The organism is Robbsia sp. KACC 23696 (genome assembly GCF_039852015.1).
GTDB lineage: Bacteria > Pseudomonadota > Gammaproteobacteria > Burkholderiales > Burkholderiaceae > Robbsia.
Map to the genome: position 1 here is coordinate 131,159 of NZ_CP156626.1, position 16,455 is coordinate 147,613.

Here is a 16,455-nt window from a genome sequence, read left to right on the forward strand (position 1 = left end):
TTCGCCGCCACCGCCGGCGCCTCACACCCCTTCGACCTGCCCGGTGCGGCCTCGACTCGCGCAATGCGCCGCGCGTCGATGCGCGCCTTGAACCGATAACGCCCCGTCCGCCATGACCGCGCACGCGAAGCACGATTTCGATATCGAACTGCAGTTGTTGCTGGAAGCGATCTTCCTCAAGTACCAGCACGACTTCCGGAAATACTCGCTCGCCTCGTTGCGCCGCAGGATGACGCAGGCACGGCAGGATTTCCATTGCGAAACCCTGTCGGAGCTGCAGGGAAAGATCCTGTACGACGCGTCGGCGTTTTCGCGGCTGCTGCAATACCTGACGGTGCAGGTCAGCGAAATGTTCCGCGACCCATCGTATTTCAGAGCGTTGCGCGAGAAGGTGATTCCGATCCTGAAAACCTACCCGTCGGTGAAGATCTGGGTGGCGGGATGCAGTAGCGGCGAGGAATTGTGGTCTCTGGCGATTCTGCTCGAAGAAGAGGGGCTGGCCGATCGCACGGTCCTGTATGCCACCGACGTGAACCCGCAGGCGCTGCGAGCCGCGGCCGAAGGCATCTATCCCCTGGATCGGATCGCGGGCTTCTCGAAAAACTACATTGCCGCGGGCGGCAAACGATCGTTGTCTGACTACTATCACGCGGCTTATGGCGCGGCGACGTTCACGCGCGCGCTCAAGCGGCAGGTGGTCTTTGCCGATCACAGCCTCGCGACGGACAGTGTGTTTTCGGAAGTCCATCTGGTGTCTTGCCGCAACGTGTTGATCTATTTCAACGAGGAACTGCAGAATCGGGCGACCGGGCTGTTTGCCGACGCGCTCGTGCGTCGCGGCTTCCTCGGTCTCGGCAGCAAAGAGAGCATGCGTTTCAACGCGCATGCCGATCGATTCGACGAATACGCCGGCGCCGAGCGGATTTATCAAAAACGGTGAGCCGATGAAGGATTCCAGCCCCTATCACGGCGCAGCCGACCCCGAACGAGACCGTGACGACGATGCGCTGTTCGACAAGATCGATGCGATCGTCATCGGTGCCTCCGCCGGTGGCGTGGAAGCCTTGAACCGGCTCCTGCCCGCGCTGCCGGCCTCGCTGCCGGTGCCGGTGCTCGTCGTGCTGCATCTGCTGCCGGACGTGCAAAGCGAGCTGGCCGAGCTGTTCGGCGCGCGCTGCGTGCTACGCGTGGTCGAAGCGAACGACCGGCAGCCCTTGCAACCGGGCACCGTCCATATCGCGCCGCCGGGCTATCACTTGTTGGTGGGCGCCGACCTCACTTGTTCCCTGTCGATCGACGAGCCGGTGAACTTCTCGCGTCCGTCGATCGATGTGTTGTTCGAATCCGCCGCCTGGACGTATCAATCGCGCGTGCTGGGCATCCTGCTCACCGGCGCCAGTGCCGACGGCGCAGTCGGCCTCGTGCAGATCCGCTCGCGCGGAGGCCTGGCTTGGGTACAAACGCCCGAAACCGCGCTCGCCGACACGATGCCACTGGCGGCGATCGCCCTGGGCGCGACGGATCGTGTTTTGTCGATCGAAGATATCGCACGGGCTTTGCGCCACGCCGCCGATGTCGCGTCCGATGCCGTGGCGGATAAGGCGCGCCGATCGGCGCTCACGGCGTCCCACGCGCTCGCTACGCCATCCGAGCCATCCAAGGAGGACGGGCAATGACATCGGCAGTAAAAATATTAATGGTCGACGACGTCGGCCAGAACCTCGTCGCGCTGGACGCCTTGCTGCGTCGGGACGAGGTGCTGCCCTTGCATGCGGCCGATGGTGCCGAAGCGTTGGAATTACTGCTCGAACACGACATCGCGCTGGCCTTGATCGATGTGCAGATGCCGGGGATGGATGGTTTCGAGCTGGCCGAGTTCATGCGGGGCAGCCCGCGCACGCGTCACGTACCGATTATTTTCCTGACCGCCACCGATCGGGATACGAAGCGCGTTTTCAAGGGATACGAGGCCGGCGCGGTCGACTTCCTCTACAAGCCGTTCGATCCGCATATCCTGTCGAGCAAGGTCGATGTGTTCGTCCAGCTGCACCAACAGAAACGGCAGCTGGCATCGCAGTTGGATGCGATGAAGCAACTGGTCCGCACCAACGATATGTTCGTTGCCGTACTCGGTCACGATCTGCGCAATCCCTTGTCGTCGGTGATGATGAACGCCGAAATCGTGCGCCGAACGGTCGAGAACGCCGGGAAGGGGGAGGGTGCGGCATCGACGGAAACCGCACTGGCCGACAAATCGGCACGCTTGCACAAGGCCGCCGATCGCATCCTCACGAGTGGCCAGCGCATGGCGCAGATGATCGATCAGTTGCTGGGCGTCGCCCGCGTGCGGTCCGGGCAATTGCAGATCGCCCCCGAACGTTTCGATCTGCATGCCGTGGCACGCGCCATCGCGGACGAGTTCCAGACCGTCGAACACCCGCCCACATTGCGGGTCGAGGCCAGGGGCGATACGCATGGCGTATGGGATCGCGGCAGTCTCGCCCAGATCATCTCGAATCTGGTGGGCAATGCCTTGCGACATGGCGATGCGCTCCATCCGGTCAGCATCGAAGTGGATGGCACGCAGCGCGAAGAGGTCAGGTTACGGGTATCGAATGGTGGCGAGATACCGGCGGCAATCCAGCCGCATCTCTTCACGCCATTCCGCTCCGGGAGTGACTGCCTAGAGACACCGACAGAGGCCAACTCGGATGACGCGCACCAGAGGGAACCCCTTCGCGAAGGCGACCATTCAGGCGCCGCACAGCCCGATGATTCGAAAAATCAGACTCACGCGACTGCCGCCGTCGTGGAGGGCGACCGTTCACTGACATCCATCGGTCAGTCTGCTGGCCTCGGTTTAGGACTCTTTATCGTCCACGAGCTGGTGCGATTGCATGCGGGCTCGATCGACGCCCGCTCGCTGGCCGGTAGCGGCACGACAACCTTTGAAGTGGCACTGCCCCGGCAATCCGAATGGCGTCGTCTGCACGACACCGGGACGGCGATTGACGGACAGGCCAGCGCTTTCGCGATCGCGGGGCCTAGATAAAGATCTGCAGCAGCGTCAACAGACCCAGCGCCACGACGACACCGAGCACCGCGCCGCCGATCTCCAGCGAGTAATGCGCCGCGCGATGGTGATAAGGAATATTGCCTGCCAATACGACGCCGACCAAGGCCATCGGCAGCAGCAAAATGAGATTGGCGCTGTTCAGCGACATACTGCCCATCTGTGTTAGGAATTCCATATCACCCTCCGTCTCCGTCATTGTTGCTTTGCTCTTTTTGGGGTGCGAAGCAGATCATCCGGAACCACGAGACAATCTCGCTAGCACGTCTTTATTATAGAAGACAGGGGGAACAGGTAAAAGGACGGCCGGTCGTTTTTTACGATTCATGACAGCGCACTTCCACGTCATATCGAGAAAAGTGCCTTTGTCAGAGGCATATTCGATCGGAAGCCGCGACGTTCCAGGGATTTACACTTAGAGACTTACCCTAGGTGAGCTTGCCCACGAAACCCACCCGATCGTGCAATGAAAAGGCCAGCGTGATACCGATCGCTGGCCTTTTCGTTTTACTCGCGCACTGCTAAGACATCGACGTTATGCCGGAACGGTTTCCGCCTTCGGCGCACGCGCCCACACACGGTGCTGCGCGATCGCATCGATAAAGTCCGTGAGAACCTTGTCGATATGCGCGGTCTCGTCGCTGATCACGCCTTCCTCGCTCACCGGCAGATTCGCCGCGGCGATCACATCCCGACCATACCCCACGGCAGCAATCGCCTTCAGATGCTTGTACGCCTCAAGCAGATAGTGACGCGCATCACCGTTCTTCGATAGCAACGTGGCGCTGTCTTGCCCGCAGGCGACGAACACTGCATCGAACGCAATCGATGGCATGCCGGCAATCGTCGCATCGGCGTAGACGCCTGGCGCGACTTCGCCCAACATCGGCGCGATGACCTTCGCCTGCGCGCCTGCTTTCTCCAACGCCATCTTCGCGGTGGCGATGCTCAGGGGGTCAGCGCCCTTTGCGGCAAGGATCGCGATCTTCGTCGTCTTGATTCCCGGCTGTACCTTCGCCATCAAGCTCAACGACGGCGAGGTCTTGACGGACTTCTTGCCCTTGCCCGGGTTCGCCAGCACATCGGCGCCCGGCGTCGTCGCCTTCGCCGGAATCAAGCCCAAACCGTCCCCCACTCGGGCAGCCAGCGTGGGATCGACATTGGCCAAGTTATCGACCATGCGTTGACGAATGTATTCCCGTTCGACCTTGCCAAGCTCGAACTGGTAGGAGGCGACGATATGATCCTTCTCCGGCTCGCTCATGCTGTTCCAGAACAGCGTGGCCTGCGAGTAGTGATCCCCGAACGATTCGCTCCGTTCGCGGATCTTCGCGGCATCGATCCGTTCCGGATAGGTCTCGAAGCCCCCATCGCTGGCTGCCGGCGGCGTTTCCTTCGGCCAGCCGCCGGAAATCGAATTCGGCTCATACGAAGTCTGGCCGCGATGGATTACCTGACGATGCATCGCATCGCGCTGGTTGTTCACATTCGGCGACACCGGCCGGTTGATCGGCAGCTCGTGGAAATTCGGACCACCCAGGCGGCTGATCTGCGTGTCCGTGTAGGAGAAGAGACGGCCCTGCAGCAGCGGGTCATTGCTGAAATCCAAGCCCGGCACGATATGGCCCGGACAGAACGCCACTTGCTCGGTCTCGGCGAAGTAGTTGTCGGGATTGCGGTTCAACACCATCTTGCCCAGCATCTTGATGGGGACCAGCTCTTCCGGAATGATCTTCGTCGGATCGAGCAGGTCGAATGCGAAACTGTGCTCGTCCTCTTCCTCGACGATCTGCACGCCGAACTCCCACTCTGGGAAGTTGCCTGCTTCGATCGACTCCCACAAATCGCGACGATGGAAATCCGGGTCCTTGCCCGACAGCTTCTGCGCCTCGTCCCAGATCAACGAGTACGAGCCCAGCACCGGACGCCAGTGGAATTTGACGAAGCGGCCCTTGCCTTGCGCATTGACGAAGCGGAAAGTGTGAATGCCAAAACCTTCCATCAGGCGCAGCGATTGTGGGATGCCGCGATCCGACATCGCCCACATCACCATATGCGTGGTTTCCGGGACCAGTGTGACGAAATCCCAGAAGGTATCGTGGGCTGTCGCGCCTTGGGGAATCTCGTTATGCGGTTCCGGTTTCACCGCGTGAACAAAGTCGGGGAACTTGATGGCGTCCTGGATGAAGAAGACCGGCATATTGTTGCCGACCAGGTCGAAGTTGCCTTCGTCTGTGTAGAATTTGACCGCAAAACCGCGCACGTCGCGCACGGTGTCGGCGGAGCCGCGTGAGCCTTGCACCGTCGAAAACCGCACATAGACCGGCGTTTGCTTTGCCGGATCGGCAAGGAAGCCGGCCTTGGTCAACTCGGCATGCGATTCGTACGGTTGGAAATAACCGTGGGCGGCGGTCCCGCGCGCGTGCACGATTCGCTCGGGAATGCGCTCGTGGTCGAAGTGCGTGATCTTCTCGCGCATGATGAAGTCTTCGAGCAGCGAGGGGCCGCGTGCACCGGCCTTCAGCGTGTTCTGATTGTCGGAGACCTTGACGCCCTGGTTCGTGCGCAACGCTTCGTTCTCGACACTGACGCTGAACGTGGCGAGTTGCTGGTCTTTGCTGCTGCCTTGCTGTGCTGATTCGGAGGGCGACTTGGCCATCTTATGCTCCTTGGCATGCGGCATGCGCTGTCGGCCGACCTGCTCCGGTGATCGATTCGGATAAGCCGCGACGCGCACGCCCGTGTGTGGGGACGAGCTGCTCTCTTAGCAATCCGCGTACCTGAAAAGGCGATCTGATTCGCCATCTCGATAGTTTCCTTCAATATGTTTGATCCCGAGCAAGGCACGTCGCGCGAGAGGCCGGCACGCTATCGGCGACGCGGCATCCCGTAATGGATGCGCTGCGTCGTTCGGAGTTTTACAATGCTCTTTTCGCTCACGCCGTGCAGCCGCACGGCGGGCTCTGGCAGGAACCGCGTGCATGTCAGCAGAAACTAAGAAACAGCAGATCGACGCCCTGCAACGGGACGGCTTCGTCGTCGTGCGCGGCCTCGTCCCGGCCACCACCTGTGCCGAAATGCGCGCCCGCGCGCAGGCCCAGTTGGCGGAAGGACACAGTCCCCTCGAACTCGAAGCCCAGTTGCAATATCCGGGCGCGCCCGTCTCGATCGACGCGCCCGGTGGCAAGACGGTACGACGCCTGCTCGACGCCTATGGCCGCGAACCGAGCTTCGCCGCATTTGCAAAGTCACCCGATATCGCCGGCTGGGTCAGCAGCTATTTCGGCGAGCAGACGCTATTGTCGCGCGCCCATCACAACTGCCTGATGACGAAGCATCCGCAGTACGGCAGCCTGACCGGGTGGCACCGCGACGCGCGGTACTGGTCCTTTGCCCGCGACGATCTCGTCTCGGTGTGGCTGGCGCTCGGCGATGAAACCGCCAGCAATGGGGCACTGTGGTTGATTCCCGGCTCCCATCAGCGTCAATTCGGCGCGGACAGTTTCGATGATGCCAAATTCTTCGTGCCGAACACGGCGGAGAACGAAGACCTGATTGCCCGCGCCGTCTGTCCGACGCTGGCGGCCGGCGACGTCCTGTTCTTCCATTGCAATACGTTGCATTCGGCCGGAAAAAACGTCACCGAAGCGGTCAAGTTTTCGCTCGTCTTTACCTACCACGGCGCGAGCAATCCGCCGGTACCCGGAACCCGGTCGACTTCGAAGGAAGCCGTGCCGCTGCTCTGACACGCGGCGCCGGCACCGACGCGGGTACGTCACGTCGATGCGCTCCCGGGGAGCTTGCCAAGGGCTCCCCGGCAAGCTGTGGATAATCCTGTGGAAAGGGTCGTGAAAACCCGAGTGGCGCGCGGTCCCTGACGCGTCGATAACGCGCCAAATCCTTACCCGACAATGGCATCGCTTCGCCAGCACACAAGGCTTGCAGCCGTTTTCCCTGTCTGATGTCCTATCGTCCCGCCATGACGGGCCAATGCGCTTCGGTGGGCACTGGATAACATCGGGATAAGTCACCCCCTCGACGGGGACAAGCTGCGGATAAGTGGCTGACAAGTGGTGGATAAATACCCCGCCCATCGCGCCTTGCGGCCGCAGCCAGAGCCAACGTTCGGCAGGCGGGAGACGGCCTCAAATCGGCCAGAGCGGTTCTTCGTCCATCAGCGCGACCTGCTCACGTAGCTCGAGGATGCGCTCCTCCCAATACCGCTGCGTATTGAACCAGGGAAACGCGGCGGGGAAGGCCGGATCGTCCCAGCGGCGTGCCAGCCAGGCGCTGTAGTGAATCAGGCGCAAGGTTCGTAGCGGTTCGATCAAATACAACGATCGCTGATCGAATTCGCAGAAATCCTCATAGCCCGCCAGCACATCGCCCAATGCGCGGCGCTGGCCGTCGCGATCGCCCGGCAGCAGCATCCAGAGATCCTGCACGGCCGGCCCCATGCGGCTATCGTCGAAATCGACGAAGTGCGGGCCGGCGTCGGTCCACAACACGTTGCCTGGATGGCAGTCGCCATGCAGGCGCAGCAGGGCGATATCGCCGGCTCGTTCATACCCGCGTGCAATGGCCGCCAGCGCGAGATCGACGATGGCGAAATAGGCCTCGCGCAGATTCTCCGGAACCACGCCACTGTCACGCAGATAATCGCGGGGCGCGGTGCCGTACGTCGGCAAATCGATCACGCCGCGTTCGGCGTAGGGCTTGCGGGCGCCCACCTGATGGATACGGCCGATGAAACGACCGAGCCATTCCAATGTGTCGGACTGCTCCAGTTCCGGCGGGCGGCCACCGCGACGCGGAAACACCGAGAAACGAAAGCCGTTATAGGTTGAGAGCGTCGTGCCGGCGGCATCGCCGAGCGGCAGCACCAAGGGAGCGACAGCCGGGATTTCCGCGTCGCCCAGTTCCTGGAGGAACGTATGCTCCTCCAGAATTGCCGCGTCGGACCAGCGATGGGGACGGTAGAACTTCACGATGACCGGCGGCGCATCGTCGATACCGACCTGGTACACGCGGTTTTCGAAACTGTTCAGCGTAAGAAGACGGCCGTCCACGCGCATGCCGGTCGATTCGATCGCATCGAGCACGAGGTCCGGGTTGAGCGTGGCGTAGGGCTTGCCCATCGACGGCGCTTCAGGCGTATCCGGCGGTTCCGGCACGTCGTCGATGTCGTTCCTGCCATTGGGGTCTTGCACGGTGATTCTCGAGAATAGGCCAGCGCGGGGCGTCACCCCGGAGGGCCCGCCCCGCGCATCGGCCTGTATGACGTCGCATGCGGTTGCACGCGACGCTTACTTTCAGTGCAAGGCGCCGCCCGCTGCGGCATCCGAGGTGAGTGCGGTCAACGGCAAGGCGTCGCCGGTGTCGATCAGGTCCGCGACAAAAAAAGGCTCGGTGTTCAGTTCGCGCGATGCCCCCGGCATCCCCGCGTACCACGTCACCATCGCCATGTCGCCAATCACGCGCTTGATGATGCCCAAGGCGCCGGAGGGAACCGCGATATGGTTGGATCGCACAATGGTACCGATCTTCATCGAGGCTTCTCCCAAAAAGACGGATAGGGAATCCGTCTTGCTAATAATAAGGCCAGCACGAACCGCCGGTCCTGCTGCAACCGTTTTTCATTATACGGAACGGCGGAGCACACCCAAAACGTTGATGCCGCGCGGCAACGCTCGCGTGCGCCCCGGTCGGGCTGCGTTCCGCGCGACGATACGGACGCGGCAGGCAAAAAAAAACCCGCCTGCGGCGGGTGGAATCCATATCAGGAGGAGACATGGAGGAGACGCTTTTAATGTAGTGCTACCAAAACAGCGGCGCAATGGGATCGATAGAGGGTTAACTCTAAAAGGGTTGACCCGGAGGGAAATTGTCGGATTTTTCGCACGACAAAAGGCGCCTATGGCAATCGGTCGGGCAGGCGGGCGCAGGCGCGTTACAGGAGCGCACCGTGGGGCGGGATGGCACGGTGCCAGGGGCGCGCCTTGTACCGCGCAACGGTGGCGTCAGCGGCAGGTTCGCCAAGATGATAAAGTGCCCGATGAATCAGGGGTCCCGCAGGATGCTGCCATGCCGGGACGACCCGCTTACGGTTGTCACAGAATGAATAAGAGCACATCGGATTATTTGCAGCGGCTGGCCGTTTTGCAGGATGCGGCCCGCTCGGGGCTGCTCGCGAAAGGCGGACGCGGAATCGAAAAAGAAAGTCTGCGCGTGCGCAGCGACGGCAGCCTCGCGACGAGCGGGCATCCTGCCGCGCTGGGCGCCGCCCTGACGCATCCGGAACTGACGACCGACTATTCCGAGGCTTTACTGGAATTCATCACGCCGCCGGCTGCCGATCCGGCCGCCGCGTTGTCGCGCCTGCGGGTACTGCACGGCTTCGTGCATCGGCGCCTGGACGGGGAATACCTGTGGGATCTGTCGATGCCGGGCGTCTTGCCGCGCGACACGGAGATCCCGATCGCCGACTACGGTCATTCGAACCAGGGCCGTTTCAAGCACGTCTATCGGCAGGGGCTGGCCGTGCGCTACGGCCGCGCGATGCAATGCATCGCCGGCATCCACTACAACTTCTCGCTGCCGGATGCGTTGTGGGCACCGCTGGTCGGCCAGCGCGATGCCGACGTGCCGCCGCACGATACCCAGTCGGAAGGGTATATCCGATTGATGCGCAATTACCGTCGCTTCAGTTGGCTGCTGCTTTATCTGTTCGGCGCCTCGCCCACGCTGGACCGCAGTTTCTTCGCCGAACGCCTGGCGAAGCAAGCGCGGGCCGATAGCGATGCGCATCCGGGCGGCCTGGCACTGCTCGATGATCAGACGCTCTATTTGCCCTATGCCACCAGCCTGCGGATGAGCGATCTCGGGTATCACAACGACGCGATGCGCGAGCGTCGGCCGGATTTCGGTTCGCTGCCGCGCTATATCCGCGGCCTGGAAGAGGCGATCGCCGCACCGTACGCGCCATATGCCGCCATCGGTACGCATCAGGACGGCGAGTGGATCCAGCTCAACACCAATCTGCTGCAGATCGAGAACGAGCTGTACGCCACCGTCCGACCCAAACGCGTCAACCTGCCGGGCGAGCGCGTGACGCATGCCTTGACGCGTGCCGGTATCCAATACGTCGAGATCCGCTGCCTGGATCTGAATCCCTTCGATGCCATCGGTATCGATGAAACCACGGCCCGCTTCCTGGATGCCTTCCTGCTGATGTGCGCGCTGGAGGACAGCCCGGACGATGAAGCGCTGCAACGGGAAGCCGATGCGAATTTCCTCGCGGTCGCGCGCGATGGCCGCCGACCCGGCAAGCAATTGCAGCGCACCGGCGAGACCATTGGTCTCGATGCCTGGGCGAGCGCCTTGCTCGATCAGATCGGCATCACGGCCGGCCTGCTGGACGAGGCGGGACAGCACCGCGGCGGTGTATCGCATACCGATGCGCTGACGCGCCAGCGGCACCTGCTGAATACGCCGGCAGAACTGCCGTCGGCGCGCGTCCTGGAGGCGGTGCGCGCCGCGGGGAGTTATGCGGCGTTCGGGCTGCAGCAGAGCCGCGCGCATGCGGCCACGTTCACCGCCGCGCCGCTGGATCCGGAATGCACCGCCACGCTCGATGCGCTGGCCGTCTCGTCGTTTGCCGAGCAGCGGAAGATCGAGGCGGCCGACGATATCGATTTCGATACCTTCGTCAGCCGCTTCGGCAAGACCCTGAGTACGACGGACTGAGTGCAACGACCCTCCGCGCGCTCGCGTTAGGCGGAAAGAACGGCAGACGGGTATCGCCGTCCTCTCCGTCTAGGCACGCATCGTGTTATCTGATCCGGTGAGAAAACACCGATGCCGCGCGTCCCGCGTCGGCGTCACCGAGGAGGCACACGATGCACTACGAGCTCTACTATTGGCCGATGCTGCAGGGTCGCGGCGAATTTGTCCGTCTCGCATTGGAAGATGCCGGCGCCGATTACACCGATGTCGCGCGCGAAACGCATGGCATGGACAAGATGCAGGCGATCCTGGACACGACGGCACAGGCGGCCGCCAGCGACGTACCGCAACTGCCGTTCGCCCCGCCGTTTCTGAAAGCCGGCACGCAGATCCTCTCCCAGACGGCGAATATTCTGGCTTGGCTCGGACCACGCCTGAATCTGGCACCCGACGGCCACAGCGAGGCCGCGCTGGCGGAACGGGCCTTCATCAACGGCCTGCAATTGACAATCGCCGATGTCGTCGCCGAAGCGCACGACACGCATCACCCGATCGCCAGCAGTCTTTACTATGAAGATCAGAAGAAGGAGGCGAAGGCCCGCGCCGGCGACTTCATCGACAATCGCATCCCGAAGTTTCTCGGCTATTTCGAGCGCGTGATCACACGCGGTGCGGGCGCAGGCGGTTGGCTGACAGGCGACAAGGCGACTTATGCGGACTTGTCGCTGTTCCAGTTGATCGAAGGCTTGCACTACGCCTTTCCCCGCGGTCTGCAGGGTTTCAAGCAACACTATCCGGCATTGCAGACCTTGCACGGGCAGGTGGCGCAGCGCCCGCGCATCGCGGCCTATCTGGCCTCGCCGCGCCGCATCGCCTTCAACGAGGAAGGGATTTTCCGGCACTATCCGGAGCTGGATCGCCCGCCGCGATAACCGGCTCGCCATTCCGATCCACCGGGGCGGACAGGCCATCCCAGCCGCCGCCCAGCGCCTTGATCAGACCGGCGGCAGCCACCATGCGGCGACCCTCGACATCGACCAGACTACGGCGCGCCGACAACAGCGTCGCCTGGGCCGTCAACACGTCGAGGTATTGATTCGTGCCAGCCTTGTAGCCATTGGTCGAAATCGTCAGCGACTGCTGCGCCGACGACACGGCGTCACGCTGGATCGTGGCCTCGTTGGCGAGAATGCGCAGACTCGACAGGTTGTCCTCCACGTCCTGGAAGGCCGTCAATACCGCCGCGCGATAGGTGGCCGCCGCTTGGTCATAACTGGCCCGCGCCTCCGCGACCTTCGCCCGACGCAAGCCGCCGTCGAACAGGGTGGCCGCCAGCTGTGGGCCGATGGTCCAGACCCGTGCCGGTGCCGTCAGCCAATCGGAGAAGGCGCTGCTCGCAAAACCGCCCGAGGCGGACAGCGTCAGCGTCGGAAAATAGGCTGCCTGCGCGATGCCGATCTGCTCGTTCGCCGATGCCGCGCTACGCTCGGCCGCCGCGACATCGGGGCGGCGTTCCAGCAGCGAGGAGGGCAGTGTCAATGGAATCGTCGGTGGCTCGGCATGCAAAGGCGCCGCCGCCAGCGTGAACACCGACGCCGGTTCGCCCACCAGCACCGCGATCGCATGCTCGTATTGGGCGCGACTGACCTGGTTGTCGACCGCCGAAGCCTGCGCCGTCTGCAATTGCGTCTGTGCCTGCAGCACGTCCGAACGGGCGGCCACACCTTGCGCATAGCGGTTCTGCGTCAGCTTCAGATAATCCTGATAGCTGCTGACCGTCTCGTCGTATAAGGCTTGTGCCGCATCCAGCGCGCGCAGTTGAAAATAGTCCTCCGCCAGCGTGCCCTGAACGGACAACCGCGCATTGGCAAGATTGGCTTGCGCACTCTGGGCACTGGCGCGTTCGGACGTCACGCTCCGGCGCACACTGCCCCAGAGATCGGGCTCCCACGACGCCTGCGCCTCGGCCGAATAGCTATTGCCGATGCTGGAGCGACCGGTCGACGAAGCGTTGCGGCCGGTCCCGGAGCGCGTTGCGCTACCGGTGGCACCCAGCGTCGGGAAATAGCTGCTGCGCGCCTGATCGATCAAAGCCGTGGCCTGACGATAGGCGGCCTCGTACTGCGCGATCGACTGATTCGCTTGGTTCGCCTTTTCGATCAGGCCATTCAGCGTCGGATCGCCGAACACTTCCCACCACGCACCGCGCGGATCGTGGTCGGACGGTTGCGCGACTTTCCATCCCGGCGGCGCCTCCTTGAAAGCGGCCGGCACCGCCGTCGTCGGTGTCTTGTAATTCGGCCCGACGACGCAGCCAGCCAATGCACCCGCCATGACCAATGCGGCGCTCAGCGCCAGCAATGACGACGTTGGTCCGCGGACATCCTTTCTCATAGCCCTTTCCTTCGCATTTCGCTCCACCCTTCATTATCGCCGCATCCGCGAAATGAAGGAGCCGTTCACCGGCAATCGTGCATTTCGAACGATTTCAGGGAAAACGCAGTGCCACGGTATTCGCGTCCACGCGTGGTCCGAGCAAGGACAATAGCCCGGACAGATTGGCCTTGGCCTCGTCGCCGCTGCGCGCCTGCCCGCTGAATTGAAAGCCGGCGGCATTGCCATCGCCACTGCCGCTCAGGAACAGGGGGCCTTTTTCCGTGGACAGTTGCAGCGCGATGCCGGCACCGTTCGCCCGGATGATCGCCCGATAGCTGCCGAGCGGACGAACGCGTGACACGCTGGAGGACATATCGGCCAGCATCACCGTCAGTTGTCCGTAGGCGCCGCTGCGCAGCAAATGCCATTCGGTCCATTCCAGACGCGTATCGCCCTGCAGATCGAGCGTGTTGAACGGCGCACCGAGCCCGCTGAGCAAGCTCGCCGGCACGGCGATGCCGCCCGCGCTCACCGTCGCCCCGTTCAGGCCCGCGACCACGCGCACTTTCTCCGACAAGGGCCGATCCTCGCGCACGTCGAGACGGACTTCACCGGTAAACAAGGGCCAGAACGCGGCCTGCCAGAGGATCCGATAGGGCAGACGTGCCGCCATCAGCATCGGCGCGCCGCTGCGGCCATCCGTCGATGGGAGCGACGGGTCCGGCTGTCCGCCTGGCGCGAGTACCAGGAAGGCCGAACCCTGCCACAAGGAACCGGTCACATCGACGAGTTCCAGCCGCCCTTGCGTATAACGCGTGGCCAGCGGTGCGACCCACGCGGCGGGCAACAGGATCCCGATCGTCAGCAGCACTGCCAGCACGGCAACCAGCGCCATACACCAGAGGGGCGGTCGGGCACCCCACGGCGCGTCGTCGATGCGATCGCGCCCCAGCCGGCCGCCACCGCCGCCATTCGCGCGGCGGCGACCATGCAAAGGGGTCATCGCGACGCGCTCCCGCTCTGGCCGGCACCGTCACGCTGTCCTGCCAATGTCACCGTCGCATCCACGCGGCCATCGATGGCGCCGTCGGGCGCCCGCACCGGCGCGATCTGCGCATCGCTGACCTTGACCTTCAACTGCGTGCGCATCTGATCGAGCCAGTGCACCAGTGCGGCGAAGGACACCTGTTTCACCGTCACCCGCACGCCGTTGCCCACCGTCTGCACGGCGTCCGCATCGCCCAGGCCGGCATCGCTCAACGCGGCGGCCAAGCCCGTGCGCAGCGCCTCGCCACTGGGCGCCGCGCCCTGTGCCGCGCCGGACAAGCGCTGCGCGACCATCGCCTGCGCCTGCATCTGCCCAAGTTGCTGTTGCATGCCGGGCAACGTCGCCTCGATCCGTGCAATCCCGTCGAGCGCCGGCGCGACCAGTATCTGGTACAGCAACGCGAGCAACACCACCACGCCGCCGATCGACAACAGGCGACGCTCGCGCGGCTGCCGTTGCGCCCACCACGCGCCCACCATCATCTGCCACGTATTCATCGACGGCTCCTGATCGTCCAACGCTGACCATCCGGCCGCGATTCCATCGATGCATCCAGGCCTTGTCGCGCCAATCGGTCACGCAGCCCCGCATCCACCTGCGCGTCGCTGCGGAACAGCACCTGCAGGCTGCTGCCGTCGTATGTCATTGCACCGATACCGTTCGGTGAGATGCCGCCCATCGACAAGGACAGGCCATTCGTCAGCGTCAGGAAGTCGTTCGGCGACAACTCGCCGGCCGCTACCCGCAGCGCGTCCAGCGAGCGGGTCATCTGCACGACCGGGTCGAGCACGACTGTCGTCGACGGGAAGGCCGACAACAGGCGTTCCGTCATCGCCGCCTGCACGGCATTGCGCTGATGCACGAGTTGCGCCCAACGCAGATTCAAGCCGATCAACGTCACCACGACACTGGCCAGCACCAGCATCACCGGCCAACGCACCTGTCGCCAGAGCGCGCCGGAGAGACGCAGACCTTTCGGCGCGAATTCGAATTGGCAGAGGTCGATCACGCACCGTTGCGCCGCCTGCGCCAACTGCGCCATCGTGTACGGTCGCGCCCCCGGACGCAGGCGCAGCGCGGCACCGGCCATCGCCTGGTCGTCGGTGCCGGCAACCAGGTAATACAGCGTCCGATGCGGCGCGATCATGTCCAGCGTCAAATCGATATCGGTGCGCGCGATCCGCAGACCTTCGCCGCATAGGCGATGCGCCTCCAAGGAAGCGGCATCGTCTTCGTCGAGCGCCGCCACGGCCGCGGCATCGATCCGCGCGGCGCCGCTGGCGTCGGCCAGTGCGCGGGCGTGGCCTGCATCGTCGCGCGTCGCGCTCCCCTCGACAGGCGCCGCGGTGCCGATATCGGCGAGCGACACGACGTCACGACCATCGACTGCCGATTCCGCAGACGCGGCGGCACGTGCCAAACCGGCACCCGCGGCCGGCGTAAGCAGCGTGTCCGGTCCGGCATCGGCGACATCGACGCGCTCACCGCCGGCATGCGGGCGGCGGCGCAACGTCACTTCGACGGTGCCATCCTGAGCGACCGTAGCGGCATGCGCGCTGTCGTCGAGCAGCACCGATACCGACGCATCGTCGCTGCCGTCGGTCGCCAGACCGACGCCGCTCGACAAACCGGGCAAGGGCAGGCAACCGCTCATCGGCACGACCCGCAACGCCTTGTGACCGGCCGCGGCGAAACGCGTCAGCAGGTCGCGCAACCAGGTCCGATCGACGGCCGCCAGCGTACGGACCGATGCGGCTTTGCCCACCGCGGCCAGGCGCGGACGACGCGGTGCGGCACGGCGCGTGAACCGGCCGATTCCGCCGACACCGGTCCATGCGGCCGCCCCCGCGCCGGGCAGCGGACCTGCCACGATATGCACCGGCGCCGTATCGGGCAGCAGCCAGTCCTCGATGATGTTCGGCAGCGCCTGCTGCAGGCGGGCGCCTTGCAACGGCGGCACCGGTGCATCGACGAGCAGCACGTCGCGTGCGGCCAGGACCAGACAGGTGGCTTGCGCCGCCGGCAACAAGCCCAGCGGCGCCGTGCCGGACTGCAACACCGTACCGCGCCGATCGGTCAGCACATAGCGCAAGCCGCCGGCCGCGGATGCGGGCAGCCGATCCGCGCCGGGCTGCGCCTCCGACGTCCCCGCCGCACCGGGCAGGCCGGCGCCCGCCGATGTCTCCGCCGCGTCACGCGGCGGAATCAATACGGTCAATGTACTCACACACTC

14 protein-coding genes are annotated in these 16,455 nt (G+C 63.9%); 6 read left to right on the plus strand and 8 right to left on the minus strand.

Going from position 1 to position 16,455, the window contains the following annotated elements; genetic code table 11:
* Positions 1-112 precede the first annotated feature (112 nt).
* Genes ABEG21_RS00495 through ABEG21_RS00505 form a run of 3 tightly spaced genes read left to right on the plus strand, consistent with a single transcriptional unit; the run spans position 113 to position 3,052 of the window.
* Positions 113-940 (plus strand): CheR family methyltransferase, encoded by an 828-nt coding sequence (locus ABEG21_RS00495; RefSeq protein WP_347555356.1) that lies wholly within the window; start codon positions 113-115, stop codon positions 938-940.
* A 4-nt stretch (positions 941-944) separates the two neighbouring features.
* Positions 945-1,676 carry a chemotaxis protein CheB gene (locus ABEG21_RS00500; RefSeq protein WP_347555357.1) on the plus strand — a complete coding sequence of 244 codons (732 nt, stop codon included), beginning with the start codon at positions 945-947 and terminating at the stop codon, positions 1,674-1,676.
* Positions 1,673-3,052, plus strand: coding sequence for a hybrid sensor histidine kinase/response regulator (locus tag ABEG21_RS00505; RefSeq protein ID WP_347555358.1), 1,380 nt, complete (start codon positions 1,673-1,675; stop codon positions 3,050-3,052). Before ABEG21_RS00500 ends, ABEG21_RS00505 begins: the two co-directional genes overlap by 4 nt.
* Here the strand turns inward: ABEG21_RS00505 and ABEG21_RS00510 are convergent.
* A complete protein-coding gene (locus ABEG21_RS00510) occupies positions 3,045-3,251 on the minus strand; it encodes a hypothetical protein (protein ID WP_347555359.1) in 207 nt (68 codons plus the stop codon). The genes ABEG21_RS00505 and ABEG21_RS00510 overlap by 8 nt on opposite strands.
* A gap of 357 nt (positions 3,252-3,608) precedes the next feature.
* A complete protein-coding gene (gene katE, locus ABEG21_RS00515) occupies positions 3,609-5,756 on the minus strand; it encodes a catalase HPII (RefSeq protein WP_347555360.1) in 2,148 nt (715 codons plus the stop codon).
* A 298-nt stretch (positions 5,757-6,054) separates the two neighbouring features.
* Between katE and ABEG21_RS00520 the strand changes: the two genes are divergently transcribed.
* On the plus strand, positions 6,055-6,819 hold the full coding sequence (locus ABEG21_RS00520) for a phytanoyl-CoA dioxygenase family protein (protein WP_347555361.1): 765 nt from the start codon (positions 6,055-6,057) through the stop codon (positions 6,817-6,819).
* Between the two features lie 399 nt (positions 6,820-7,218).
* Here the strand turns inward: ABEG21_RS00520 and ABEG21_RS00525 are convergent, their stop codons facing one another.
* Positions 7,219-8,211, minus strand: coding sequence for a serine/threonine protein kinase (locus tag ABEG21_RS00525; RefSeq protein WP_347556834.1), 993 nt, complete (start codon positions 8,209-8,211; stop codon positions 7,219-7,221).
* A gap of 174 nt (positions 8,212-8,385) precedes the next feature.
* Positions 8,386-8,622, minus strand: a complete 237-nt coding sequence (locus tag ABEG21_RS00530; protein ID WP_347555362.1) for a hypothetical protein — start codon at positions 8,620-8,622, stop codon at positions 8,386-8,388.
* 568 nt (positions 8,623-9,190) lie between these two features.
* Between ABEG21_RS00530 and gshA the strand changes: the two genes are divergently transcribed.
* On the plus strand, positions 9,191-10,819 hold the full coding sequence (gene gshA, locus ABEG21_RS00535; protein ID WP_347555363.1) for a glutamate--cysteine ligase: 1,629 nt from the start codon (positions 9,191-9,193) through the stop codon (positions 10,817-10,819).
* A gap of 152 nt (positions 10,820-10,971) precedes the next feature.
* The gene (locus ABEG21_RS00540; protein WP_347555364.1) at positions 10,972-11,730 is read left to right on the plus strand and encodes a glutathione S-transferase; all 759 of its coding nucleotides are present in this window, start codon (positions 10,972-10,974) and stop codon (positions 11,728-11,730) included.
* On the opposite strand, the gene ABEG21_RS00545 is transcribed toward ABEG21_RS00540, so the two are convergent.
* The 4 genes from ABEG21_RS00545 to gspL all read right to left on the minus strand — a co-directional run bounded on the left by ABEG21_RS00545 (position 11,675) and on the right by gspL (position 16,449).
* Complete coding sequence (locus tag ABEG21_RS00545; protein WP_347555365.1) at positions 11,675-13,192, minus strand: efflux transporter outer membrane subunit; 1,518 nt, start codon at positions 13,190-13,192, stop codon at positions 11,675-11,677. The genes ABEG21_RS00540 and ABEG21_RS00545 overlap by 56 nt on opposite strands.
* A gap of 94 nt (positions 13,193-13,286) precedes the next feature.
* A complete protein-coding gene (gspN, locus tag ABEG21_RS00550) occupies positions 13,287-14,069 on the minus strand; it encodes a type II secretion system protein N (protein ID WP_347556835.1) in 783 nt (260 codons plus the stop codon).
* Between the two features lie 104 nt (positions 14,070-14,173).
* Positions 14,174-14,719, minus strand: a complete 546-nt coding sequence (gspM, locus tag ABEG21_RS00555) for a type II secretion system protein GspM (protein ID WP_347555366.1) — start codon at positions 14,717-14,719, stop codon at positions 14,174-14,176.
* Positions 14,716-16,449 (minus strand): type II secretion system protein GspL, encoded by a 1,734-nt coding sequence (gene gspL / locus ABEG21_RS00560; RefSeq protein WP_347555367.1) that lies wholly within the window; start codon positions 16,447-16,449, stop codon positions 14,716-14,718. Before gspL ends, gspM begins: the two co-directional genes overlap by 4 nt.
* Positions 16,450-16,455: the final 6 nt, after the last annotated feature.